Source organism: Rhizobium sp. BK619 (genome assembly GCF_014195245.1).
GTDB lineage: Bacteria > Pseudomonadota > Alphaproteobacteria > Rhizobiales > Rhizobiaceae > Rhizobium > Rhizobium acidisoli.
Map to the genome: position 1 here is coordinate 423,762 of NZ_JACIBH010000002.1, position 11,805 is coordinate 435,566.

Here is an 11,805-nt window from a genome sequence, read left to right on the forward strand (position 1 = left end):
GGGCGACATGCATTAGATCGGCGGGATCCTGCCGAGCGGAATGAAGCCGCTGACGGTGGCGTTGCCGCGATCGACAACGAGATCGACCGAGACCTTGTCCTTGCCGCCGGCCAGCGACTGCAGCAGCTTCGTCGCCGTCTTGACGGTCGGGGCGATATCCGGGAAGGCCTGTTTCAGGCTGTCGCCCCAGGGGCCGAGCTGTTCGATCTCCAGCTTGAATTTTCCCGAGAGGAGACCGTGCTCGTCGAAGGAGAAGGGACCGGTGAGCGTCATCACCTTGCCGTCGCCGATGTCGGCGACGATGCGACGCAGTTCGCCAGCGGCACCATTGAGGCCGCTGGGGTCGCTGCCGTCGATCAGGCCGGCCTTGCCGGCCAAGGTCAGATCGATGCTGGCAGAGAATTTCGGAAAGATCTGCGGCCAGTCCTTGATCGCCGTATTCGCATCCTGCACGGAGATCGCGCCGTCCAGATCGGCGTCGTTCTGGCGCAGATGGATCTCGGTGCGAGCCGCATCGAAGCTGATGGTCTGGCCGGTATAGGAGGAAACCGCCGTCGCCTTCAGGCCTTCGATCACGGTCGAGCTGCGATTGATGCCCTGCAGTTTGGTCGCCAGACTTGCCTGCAGGTTTGCCCATTGGGCCGAGATCGAAAGGCCGTTGCTGGTGCGGATTTCAGCCGGCGAATCGAGCTCCCAGACGATATTGCCGGGCGCATAGACCTGGGCTGCCGAACGCAAGGCGCCGAAGGTGGCCGAGACGCCGTTGGCAGTGTCGTCGACATCGATCTTCGAGCAGAACAGGCCGATTCGGAAAGGATAGCCGCGGAATTCGATATCGGAGCATTCGCCGCTGACGCCTGCCTGATCGCGCGGCGCGATCGCCTTCAGCACCGTGGTCTTCAGCGCCGAGGCTGCATAGAACCAGCCGCCGGTATAAAGCGCGATCACCAGGAGTATGCCGCCGCCGAGCAGCCAGAATTTCTTACCGCTGCCGGATTGGCTGCTACCGGATTGGCTTGACGCTGCCATGATGTTCTCCAATGGTGAATCGCAAAGTGATTCCGGTCTGGCGTGCGATATGGACGAATTTTGGGTATTTGGCTACGGCTCGCTGATGTGGAATCCGGGCTTCGAGTTCATGGAGCGGGCAGAGGCTCTGATCTACGGCTACAGACGCTCGCTCTGCGTCCGCTCCTTCGTCCATCGCGGCACGCGCGACAATCCGGGCCTGGTTCTCGGCCTAGACAGAGGCGGCGCCTGCCGCGGCATGGCTTTCCGCATTTCCCCGGAAAAATGGGATGAGGTGATCGATTATCTCCGGGCCCGCGAGCTGGTGACCAATGTCTATCTGGAGCGCCGGGTGCGGCTCCAACTTGCAGGAGGCCGTAGGGTGGAGGCGGTTACCTACATTGCCGATCGCGACCATGAGCAATATGCCGGTACGCTTGACGCGCTAGAGGCGGCGCGCGTGGTGAATGAGGCCCAGGGCCAATCGGGGCCGAACGATGCCTATGTCTTCAACACGGCAATGCATCTGAAGCAGATGGGCATTCGCGACCATTGGCTGGAGCAGGTCGTCGACGAAGTGGAGCGGCTGCGCGCCGCGTGACTTCAGGCGGTCGCCGCCTTCAGCTTACGAAGCTCCGCCAGCCTTTCGACCGCCGTCGGCGGCAGCGGCACATGCGGGTTTGCCTCGACGGTCTCGAGCAGAAGCTCGTCGCTTGCCCGCTCCGATACCTCGATCAGATGGGCGAAAAACGCGTCCGGATCCATTCCCGGCATAATCGGCGGGAGAATCCTCACCTTGAAATGGCCGGGATAACGACGAATGCTCCGGCGCGGCCAGAATAGGCCGGGATGCATGACGATCGGCACCACGGGGATGGCGAGATCGCGGTACATGCGAGCGATGCCGTATTTATAGACCGGTTCGGCGCCCGGCGGACGGCGGGTGCCCTCGGGATAGATGATCAGCTGGCGGCCGGTCGAAAGCTCTTCCTTGGTGCGCTTCAACACCTCCACCATCACTTTGCCGCGGGCGCCGCGATCGACGGGGATCACCCGCTGCTTCTTGGCATACCAGCCGAACAGCGGAATCCACATCAGCTCGCGCTTCAGAATGTAGACCGGGTCTTTCAGCCATGGCAGCAGGGCATAGGTATCCCAGAAGGACTGGTGCTTCGGCGCCAGGATATAGCTGCCATCCGGCAAGTTCTCCAGACCCTCGATCTCAAAGGTGGTGCCGACAATCACCCGCATCAGCCAGTGGTTGGAGCGCGCCCAATTCTTCGGGATCGCATAGGCGGTCAGGCGCGGCGCCAGGAAATAGTATGGCGAGAGCACGATCATCCGGATGATGAGGTTGGCGTAGAAGATCGTGTTGAAGAGGACGGAACGCAGGGCGATCATGAAACTTTCCCGAGGCATGCTCACGCGACCGGCCTACACGATATTGCCCGTCATAAAAAGCGTTTGATGATGCTCCAGAACAGGATTCAGATTTTCGGCCGGGCCTGAAATCTGAATCCTGTTCCGGATTAAAGAGTTAGAGCATGATGTCATGAGAAAACCGCTCACACTTTTCGGCATCGTGCTCCAGCAAAAGCGTCAATTCTCGCCCGACGCGCTTGCCGAGCGCAGCCCGGTGTGGCGGCCAAAGCCGGTAATGTTGCGGGCGCCGGTCAGCAGCACTTTTGCATATTCGGCCAGCATGACGCGCATCGCATTCGGGTCGGTGAACCAGTTTCGGCTCTTCAAATCCGAATTGACCACGGGATAAGCGATGAACTCGATGTCGGGATCGACATAGGAGAGCTCGGCCAGGCTTCGCGGCATATGATAGTTGTTGGTGACGATCAGAACGCTGCGGTATCCCTTGGCGTGGATCCAGTTCGAAGCCTCTTCGGCATTGCCGATCGTATCGATCGCATCGTAGCCGATATCGACACAGCAGGAGAACAGATCGGCCGAGCCCTGCGTCATCTTGCGGATCTGCGCCGGCGTCGTCGTCGGGTGGACGCCTGAAATCAGCAAGCGCTTGCCGGCACCTTTCTGCAACAGCTCCACCGCCTGGTCGATGCGCTGGTAGCCGCCCGTCAGCACGACGATCGCATCGGCCTTCGGCTCAGCCGGCGGCTTCAGTGTCGTGACCGAATCGGCGAAACGCAGGAAACCGCCGAACACCAGCGCGATCGCCAACACGCAGGCAAAACCGCCCCAGCGCAACAGGCGTCGGATCAGCCCGCGCCGCGGCGGCAAAACCACCGGGCGGTCAAGCCCCGGGTCCTGATGAATCGGGTTGGGTGTCGTATCTCCCATCGTCATGAATCGTGACTATACGCTGATTGCGGCGCGGAACAGACGCTTTCATCACAAAACGGCATGGTCACGATCAACTCACAATGCCGTCGGTGCGTGTCGGGTCCGAGCGCAATGTATCGATTTCATAGATCGTCCGCATGACGGTCAGGCGCGCGGTGAAGGTGGTCAGAAGGGCGATGACGATCATCGTTGCGAAGATGCCGGCATAACCGAGGACGCCGACGGAGAAGGTGCCGAAGAGCGCCGTCGCCTGATCGGTTTCCGGGGTGGCCAGCGTGCGGCTCTGCCAGAAACCGGCAGTGGCGAAGAAGAGGGCAGCAAGGGCGCTGCCGATCGCCGAGCCCTTGAGGCTGATCTTCAGGAAATGCTTCTGGAATTCGGTGGCGACGAAGGAGCTTTCGGCGCCGACGAAGTGCAGCACTTCGACGATGTGGCGGTTGCCCGACAGCGCGCCGCGCGTGGCGAAGACAACGGTCAGCACCATCGCCGAGAAGACCAGGAGCAGGATGCCGGTGCCGATCATGACGGTCGTATGCGCCATGGACACCAGCCGATCGACCCAGGTCCGGTGATCATCGAGGGTGGCCTGCGGGATACTGTCTTTGAGCAGCGCCCGCATGGAATCGAAATCCGGCGGATTGCTCTCGTCGATGGTGATGATGACGAGGCGGGGAACGGGCAGATCCTTGAGATCAAGGCCGGGGCCGAGCCAGGGTTCGAGCAGGCGGGCGGTCGCCGCCTCGTCGACGATCTGGCCGCTCTTGGTGCCGACGAAGGTCAGCGCCAGGTCGCGCGCCTGGGTCAGGGCCTTTTCCATGTCGAGATTGTCGTCCGGCTTGATCTGGATGGTGATCTCGCGGGAGATCTGGCTCTCCCAGCTTGCCGCCGTCGAGCGCACCATGCTGACGCCGCCAAGCGTCAGGCAGGCGAGAAAGGCCATGATCGAAATCACCACCATCAAGGCGCTGCCCTGGATGTTGGACGGCGGCAGGATCGGCGCGGTCGGACGCACGCGCATTTCCGGCCGCTTCGGTTCAGTCTTGGCCGGCGCCTTGTCCGGGTTTCTGGATGGGGGCTCAGTCATAGATATCGAGATGCCCCCCCGAGAGGATCATGCGGCGGGCTTCCACCTGTTCCATCAGCGCCAGGTCATGCGTGGCGATCACAACGGCGGTGCCGAGACGGTTCAGCTCGAGGAAAAGATTGAGCAGGCGCTTGGCCATCGGCGGGTCGACATTGCCTGTGGGCTCGTCGGCAAGCAGCACTTCCGGCCGGTCCATCAGCGCCCGGGCGATCGCGGCGCGCTGTTTCTCACCGCCGGAGAGCACGGGCGGCAGCACGTTGATGCGTTCGCCGAGGCCGACCCATTTCAACAGCTCCAGGACGTCGGTCTTGTAGGAGCTCTCATCCTTGCCGCGCACACGTAAGGGCAAGGCGACATTCTCATAGGTGGTCAGGTGATCGAGCAGACGGAAATCCTGGAAGACGATGCCGACGCGGCGGCGCAGCAGCGGCAGTTCGGGGCGGGGGATTTCGGAAATGTCGCGCCCGAACATGCGGATCAGGCCGCGCGTCGGCTGCAGCGACATGAAGAGCAGCCGCAGCAGCGAGGTCTTGCCGGCGCCCGATGGGCCCGTCAGGAACTGAAAGGATTTCTTCGGAATGTCGAAGGTCAGGTCCCGGAGGATTTCCGGGCCCATGCCATAGCGCAAACCGACATTCTCGAAGTGGATCAACGGGCAGCTCAGTCTGTTGTGGGTTTCACCGCGTGACTTGTTAACCAACACCGTTAACAGCCGGTAAATTTTGCCGGAAAGACGCCCGTTTGATGGCGATCTTTGCGAAGCATTAACCATTAAAATTTACGACTGAGCAGGATTCGTTTCAATGCCAAGATTGTCCCTGGCAGCGAAACCATGTGGACATCTGCGAGGCAGCCACCATGGAAGCATCCTCCTTCAGCCGCCGGACGCCGGGCCAGGCTTATGATTTCCTGCCGCCGGAACCTGCAGCCCGCCAGTACCGGGCCGCGCGTCCCGCCGATATTTCCGACGCCGAATTCGTTACGCTCGGCAAAGTCCGACCGAAGGAATTTACCGCAAGGACCTATAACGACAACCGCAAGCGCGCGGCGCAAGCACGGGCAGCGCAGCCGCCGCAGAAACCGGCGATGGCAACTGTTCTGCGCGACGTGGAAACTTTCCTGCAGCGGGCGTCGATGCGGAGCTTCGCAGGCTTGGTGCTGGCCCTCGCCGTGCTCGTCTTCGGGCTTGCGGGCGGCTTTTCCGGCTTTTCTGCCGAGCCGGCCTATTCCGGAGCGACGCTGCATTTCACCCATGTGACGGTGGCGCCGCGCGATGCGAACGGCATGCGGGTGCTCGTCATCAACGGCATCATCGAAAACGACAGCGGCACGACGCAGACGGTACATCCGATCCGCGCCGATCTGGTGACCGACGAGCGACTGACCGCAAGCATTGTCATCAATCCGCCCTCCGATGTCATCTATGGCGGCCAGAGCCGCGGCTTCTCGGCACGCGTCCAGCATGCCGGCGGAAAACTGCCGGAGGTCCGGCTGTCGTTCTTGCCGTAGAAGCCAGCCGGATACGGAATGGCTGATTTTCCCGTGCGGGTCGCGCCAATCCGTTAATTTCATGGCTAACGAGGCTGTTTCAAGCTCGCATATGTGCTAACGGCTTACCCTTCTTTTCATGGAGCAAGCCCTTATGCCTGTCGTGCGCGGAAAAAATATCGAGCCGCTCTTCACTGCCGAGCAGATCGCCGAGCGCAATCATTCGATGGCGCGGGAGATCGCCAACGGGCCGACCAAGGACCTGCTCGTCATCGCCGTGCTCAAGGGCTCGTTCATCTTCGCCGCCGACCTGATCCGCGCCCTGCATGATAGCGGGCTTGCCCCGGAGGTCGAGTTCATCACGCTGTCGAGCTATGGCATCGGCACGGTCTCGCAGGGCGTGCGCATCGTCAAGGATATCGACAGTGACGTCCATGGCCGCGACGTGCTGCTGATCGACGATATCCTCGAATCCGGCCGCACCCTGCTCTTTGCCAAGGAACTGCTGTTCGAGCGCGGCGCGCGCAACGTCACCATCGCTGTGCTGCTCGACAAGCGCGTCAAGCGCAAGGAAAAGCTGGAGGCCGATTATGTCGGCTTCGAATGCCCCGACTATTTCGTCGTCGGCTACGGCATGGATGTGGCTTACGCCTTTCGCGAACTGCCCTTCGTCGGTGTGGTCACCGGCGACGCCTGAGCTGCTGCACAATTCCTTAAATGGAAAAATTGTGCAGCAATTCAAAGTGTTACAGCGTCCTTTGTGCGTCTTGTCAGACGCACGGCGCTGTCATGCTGTCGAGACGGGTTGTTAACCATTCCGTCCATCGCTTCGGCATCTTTACCGATCGAAAAGGAAAGTCTGGTGATTTCCGTCGTGGGCTGAAGACGGAGCAATGCACATATGGCAAGAATTCTGATTACGGAAGACGAGGACTCCCTGCGGTCTTTCGTAGCCCGGGCGCTCAGGCTCGACGGTCACGAGACCGATGAAGCGGCTGATGGCGCCGAGGGACTGGAGAAGCTGAAGGACGGGGCCTACGATCTGCTGCTTTCGGATATCCGCATGCCCGTAATGGACGGCATCGAACTCGCCCACCAAGCAAAAGACGCCTTTCCCGGCCTGAAGATCCTGCTGATGACCGGCTATGCCGAACAGCGCGAACGGGCCGACGATCTTGCCGAAAAGATCATCGACGTCGTCGCCAAACCTTTCGCACTTCCCGATATCCGCAAGGCGGTCGCCCGGGCGCTGGTCGCCTGAAGCATGCTGCCGAAACGCCTGAACGGGTTTCGGGCGACGTCATGCATGGTTTTGCGTGACACAGGTTTCGCACGCCGCCGATCGATTAGAGAGTTAGAGCATGATGTCGCCCGAAAACCGCTCACACTTTTCGGCATCATGCTCTAGACGGCGGCGTAAGACTTACTGAATATCCAGCAACCGTTCGAGATACCGCCGTTCCATTTCCTGCGGCGGATTGTTGCCGAGCTTTTCGCGGATCGCGTCGAGGATTTCCCGGGCACGCTGAACGTCGATCTCGTCGGGCACCTTCACGTCGTCGCCGAAATCCGGTCCCTGGTTCCGCCGTAGCCGGCCGAGCGGGTCGCGGCCATTCTGGTCACCGCCCTGGCTCATCTGGCCGTTCGGACCCTGCCCTTGCTGGCCCTGCTGGGCCTGCATCATCTGGTTCATCATGTCGCGGGCGCCCTGGCGAAGCGCTTCGAGCGCGCGGCCCTGGCCCTCGATGGCCGGCTGGCCGCGGCCCTGGCCGAGCTCACGGCCCGCACCTTCCATCTCGCGTTGCGCCTGGCCGAAGCCGGGGCCGGGCTTCATGCCCAACTCGCCGAGGCTCTTTTGCAATTCGCCGAGCTGCTTGCCGAGCGCATCCTGCTGGGCGCGCAGCTGTTTCAACGCCTCGCGCAGCTGCTCGGCGGTCATCTGATCGGAGGGCTGCTGGCCATCCTTGCCTTGCTGGCCCTGCTGCTGATCCTGCGGCTCGCCGTTCTCGCCAGGGTTCATCTCCTCGAGCAGCGGATCGTTTTCGCCCATGTCGGGTTCGCCGCGCTGCATGCGGTCCCGGAGCTGCTGATCGAGACGGAAGGTCTGTTCCATCAGCTTCTGCTGGTCGCGCAGGATCTCGCCGAGCTTGTCGATCTGTTTGCGGGCTTCGCTGTTTTCCTGGCTCTGCTGGCCGCGCTGCGGCCTGCCGGCCTGCAGGTTGTTCATCATGCGCTGCAATTCCGACAGCATCTGCTGGGCTGCGTCGCGATTGCCGGAGCGGGCGAGATTCTCGATCTGGTCCATCATCCGTTCCAGATCCTGCTGGCGCAGGATGTTCTGGGCGTTTTGGTTCGGCTGCATCGGCGCGTTCTGCATGCGTTGGGCAAGCTCGGTCATATAATCCTGCATCGCCTTGCGCAGCTCATCCATCAGCTTCTTGATCTCCTCGTCCGGCGCGTTGCGGTCCAATGCGTCGGCAAGTTTCTGCTGGGCCTCGCGCAGCTTGCGCTCGGCAAGCGAAAGATCGCCGTCCTCCATGCCGAGTGCGATCTCCCAGAGATACTGGGCCGTGTCCTTCAGTGCCTCGTCACCCTTTGCAAGCTTCATGCGCGTCAAGGCGGATTCCAGCAGCAGGTAATTGGTGAGCTTGGGAATGGTCTCCTCAGGCCGGATGGTCAGCGCCTCGTTCAGCGCGATCGCCTGCGGCATCTTGCGGGTGTCGAGCGCGAAAACCTGCCGCTCCTCGGCGACGGCCGCAGCAAGCGGCTCGTTGAAGGGCCGCGACGGCAGGATCATTTCATGCGGCGGGCTGCGGCCGGTCTGGCCGGCGCCATCCTTGGCGACGAGCGTCACGCGCACGCGCTTGCCGGCAAGCGGATGTTCGGTCAAGTTGCGGCTGGTCACGCCCTTGGCGTCGCGGGCGTTGCGGCGGGGAATATCCAGCCGGTATTCCGGCAGCGGATAGAGCGGCGTCGCCGTCGGATCGTTTTCCAGAGGAACGATCTCCGCATGCGCTTCCTGGACGCCGTAATCGTCCTTGACGGTAAAGCCGATTTCAAGCGCGCCGTTGACGCTGGGCTTCGGCAAATCGTCGAAGGCGATCTCCGGCGCCTTGTCGGGGAGGACATCGAAGCTCCAGCGGCGGCCGTTGACTTCGAGGGCGCCATTTTCTTCCAGCTTCATCACATGCGTCTGCGCCACAAGTGCCTGGCTGGTGGCGGCCTGGTCAGTGGGAGCTTGGCCGGTGGATGCCTGGCTGGTCGGGGCCGTCTTCGGCTGTTCGCTGCCTGACGCCACCTGCTGCGGCTTGGTATCCGCCTGCACGGCGATATCCTGCGCCTGGCCGTTCGCCTTGCGGAACACGACCTTTTCGGCGGTCTTTCCGCCGCTGACACGAACGGTGAGGCCTGAGAACTGCGGAATGCCGATCGGCGCCTGCTCGCTGCCGTCAGCGGTCAAGTAGACCGGGGCGCGGCCGGTATAGGAGGGCGGCGTCACCCAGGCGTCGATGCGCACCGCCGGATCGACGACCACCTGCTCGGGCGCTGACTGAAACGCGTCACCGAGCGAGCCGCCGTTGATCGACAGCGAATAGGCAAAGGCGGTGACCAGCAGCAGCGCCGGCACGGCGCGCAGCGCAAAACGGTCATACGCGGCGATATCCGGCCGCGGCAGTCCGGCATCGAGGGCTGCAATCTTTTCGGCCATGCGGGTCTGGTGCTCGCGCCAGAGCGCCCGGGCGAAGGGCGTATCGAAGGCCGGCTCGTCTTCCTGGACGGTAACCGGCTGATGCGGCAGGCCGTTGCGCTCTTCCAGCATGCGGTCGGCTTCGGCGACGCCGGGCCAGCGCAGATTGCGCAAGGGCAGCAGCGAGACGAGAAAAGCGGCGACAAAGGCGATCAGCAGCAGGATGCGCAGCCAGTCCGGCACACTGCGGAAGAGGCCGAACCAGGAGGCTGCGAGATAAAAGGCGATGACCGCCAGAACCGGCATCAAGGGCGGAAGCAACTGCTCGAAAAACAGCACCACGCGCGCCAGCAGGCGTTTTGTCGTCACCAGCCGGGCAAGCGAGGGGCGGAGCGCAAACGCACCTTTCCTCTGCCTTGAGGGGCTTGTCATCGGTCCGGTCTCCGCGATCTGGCGTTCTGGAACAGAGGGCGCTTCCGGCGATTGCAGGGCAATACGCTCATGACTGACAAGGATAACACTCTTTGTGGCGAAGGCGAGGGCGAGCGGCCGGCAATACCGGCTTTTCACGTTTATTCGCCAAAAAGTGATGGCTGCTTAAAGCGCCTCGCGATCGTTCAGATTGCTGCTGGCGCTTCAAGTTTTTGTTTTACGCAGGTCGTGATTGCAAAACGGCTGCACCGTTTTGCGCCACGTACTTTTAATCGAGCCAGGCGGGAACGGAGTCCAGGCCGATCAGTTCGGCATAGGTTCTGCGCGGGCGAATCGTATGGAAATCGCTGCCTTTGACCAGAACCTCGGGCACCAGCAGCCGGCTGTTATAGGTGCCGGCCTGCACCGCGCCATAGGCGCCGGCCGTGCTGACGGCGATCAGGTCGCCGGGCTTCGGCATCGCCATCTCGCGGTCGAGCGCCAGGTAATCGCCGGTCTCGCAGACCGGCCCGACCACGTCGGCGCGGATGCGCGGGGCGTTCGCCGCCGAAATCGTTACCGGGCGGATCTCGTGATAGGCCTCGTAAAGGGTCGGGCGGATCAGATCGTTCATCGCGCCGTCGACGATGACGAAGGTCTTCTCGCCGCCGTCCTTCACATAGAGGACTTCGGTGACCAGGATGCCGGCATTGCCGACGATCAGGCGGCCGGGCTCGGTGATGATCTTGCAGTTGAGGCCGCGCAGCTGGTTCTTGACGATCGCCGCATAGGCGTCCGGCAGCGGCGGCGGATTGTTGTCGTCCTTATAGGGAATGCCGAGGCCGCCGCCGATATCGACGTGATCGATCGTGTGGCCGTCGGCGCGCAGCGTCGCGACAAGATCGTGCAGCAGTTTGAAGGCGTCGTCGAAGGGCTGCAATTCGGTGATCTGGCTGCCGATATGCATGTCGATGCCGGTGACCTCGATGCCCGGCAGCCTGGCGGCATGGGCATAGATGGCGCGGGCACGCTCCCAGGAGATGCCGAACTTGTTTTCCTTCTTGCCGGTCGAAATCTTCGAATGGGTTTTCGCATCGACATCGGGGTTGATGCGGAAGGAGACCGGGGCTTTCGTTCCGGCCTTGACGGCGCGCTGGTTGAGGATTTCGAGCTCGGGCTCGGATTCGACGTTGAAGCAGTAGATGCCGGCCTCGAGAGCGAAATCCATTTCCTGCGGCGTCTTGCCGACACCTGAAAACATGATGCGGCTGGCCGGGATGCCGGCGGCGAGCGCGCGGCGCAGCTCGCCTTCGGAGACGACGTCGATGCCGGCGCCGAGGCGGCCGAGCGTCTTCAGCACGGCCTGGTTCGAATTCGCCTTCATTGCGTAGCAGACCATGGAGTCCATATCGGCGAAGGCTTCGGAGAAGACCCGGTAATGGCGCTCCAGCGTTGCGGTGGAATAGACGTAGAAGGGCGTGCCGACCGCCTTGGCGATCTCGGGAACGGGGACGTTTTCGGCATGCAGGACGCCGTCGCGGTACTCGAAATGGTTCACGGGCTTATGCCTTAAAGAAGGGGATCGAGGAGGAAGGGCTTGTCGACGGTTCCCGGCTGTTTCGTCGGCTTGGAAACGTCACCTTCCTTGGTTGCCGCAGCACTCGGCGGATCGAGGTCGCCCTTGCGCCCGCATCCGGCAACGGCAATGCCGATGACGGCGAGAACCGCCGTCAGGCGGATGAGATGCGGCAAGCTCTTCTGCATGGATATCCTCTTGGGCGGCATTTGATGGACATTGTCATAGCGAAGTTTA

At 62.1% G+C, this 11,805-nt stretch carries 12 protein-coding genes; 4 read left to right on the forward strand and 8 right to left on the reverse strand.

What is annotated here, in order from left to right:
* Positions 1–12 precede the first annotated feature (12 nt).
* Positions 13–1,029: a DUF2125 domain-containing protein gene (locus FHX14_RS05430; protein WP_183692725.1), complete on the reverse strand. Its 1,017-nt coding sequence runs from the start codon at positions 1,027–1,029 to the stop codon at positions 13–15.
* A gap of 49 nt (positions 1,030–1,078) precedes the next feature.
* On the opposite strand from FHX14_RS05430, the gene FHX14_RS05435 reads away from it, so the two are divergent.
* Positions 1,079–1,609, forward strand: a complete 531-nt coding sequence (locus tag FHX14_RS05435) for a gamma-glutamylcyclotransferase (protein ID WP_183692727.1) — start codon at positions 1,079–1,081, stop codon at positions 1,607–1,609.
* A gap of 2 nt (positions 1,610–1,611) precedes the next feature.
* On the opposite strand, the gene FHX14_RS05440 is transcribed toward FHX14_RS05435, so the two are convergent.
* The 4 genes from FHX14_RS05440 to ftsE form a co-directional block, all read right to left on the reverse strand.
* Positions 1,612–2,409, reverse strand: coding sequence for a 1-acyl-sn-glycerol-3-phosphate acyltransferase (locus FHX14_RS05440; protein ID WP_183692729.1), 798 nt, complete (start codon positions 2,407–2,409; stop codon positions 1,612–1,614).
* Positions 2,410–2,607: 198 nt separating this feature from the next.
* Entirely contained in the window at positions 2,608–3,324 is a 717-nt protein-coding gene (locus tag FHX14_RS05445) for a YdcF family protein (protein ID WP_183692730.1), read from the reverse strand.
* Between the two features lie 67 nt (positions 3,325–3,391).
* A complete protein-coding gene (locus FHX14_RS05450; protein ID WP_183692732.1) occupies positions 3,392–4,405 on the reverse strand; it encodes an ABC transporter permease in 1,014 nt (337 codons plus the stop codon).
* A complete protein-coding gene (gene ftsE / locus FHX14_RS05455; RefSeq protein ID WP_003567051.1) occupies positions 4,398–5,057 on the reverse strand; it encodes a cell division ATP-binding protein FtsE in 660 nt (219 codons plus the stop codon). Before ftsE ends, FHX14_RS05450 begins: the two co-directional genes overlap by 8 nt.
* A 206-nt stretch (positions 5,058–5,263) precedes the next feature.
* On the opposite strand from ftsE, the gene FHX14_RS05460 reads away from it, so the two are divergent.
* From FHX14_RS05460 to FHX14_RS05470, 3 genes are all read left to right on the forward strand, one after another.
* Entirely contained in the window at positions 5,264–5,914 is a 651-nt protein-coding gene (locus FHX14_RS05460) for a hypothetical protein (RefSeq protein ID WP_183692734.1), read from the forward strand.
* Positions 5,915–6,047: 133 nt separating this feature from the next.
* Positions 6,048–6,590: a hypoxanthine phosphoribosyltransferase gene (hpt, locus tag FHX14_RS05465; protein ID WP_003567049.1), complete on the forward strand. Its 543-nt coding sequence runs from the start codon at positions 6,048–6,050 to the stop codon at positions 6,588–6,590.
* 204 nt (positions 6,591–6,794) lie between these two features.
* A complete protein-coding gene (locus FHX14_RS05470; RefSeq protein WP_054182490.1) occupies positions 6,795–7,154 on the forward strand; it encodes a response regulator in 360 nt (119 codons plus the stop codon).
* Between the two features lie 162 nt (positions 7,155–7,316).
* Here the strand turns inward: FHX14_RS05470 and FHX14_RS05475 are convergent, their stop codons facing one another.
* From FHX14_RS05475 to FHX14_RS05485, 3 genes are all read right to left on the reverse strand, one after another.
* A complete protein-coding gene (locus FHX14_RS05475) occupies positions 7,317–10,013 on the reverse strand; it encodes a TIGR02302 family protein (RefSeq protein ID WP_184376515.1) in 2,697 nt (898 codons plus the stop codon).
* 268 nt (positions 10,014–10,281) lie between these two features.
* Entirely contained in the window at positions 10,282–11,550 is a 1,269-nt protein-coding gene (gene lysA / locus FHX14_RS05480) for a diaminopimelate decarboxylase (protein WP_003589959.1), read from the reverse strand.
* A gap of 11 nt (positions 11,551–11,561) precedes the next feature.
* Positions 11,562–11,756, reverse strand: coding sequence for a lipoprotein (locus FHX14_RS05485; RefSeq protein ID WP_003589960.1), 195 nt, complete (start codon positions 11,754–11,756; stop codon positions 11,562–11,564).
* Positions 11,757–11,805 lie beyond the last annotated feature (49 nt).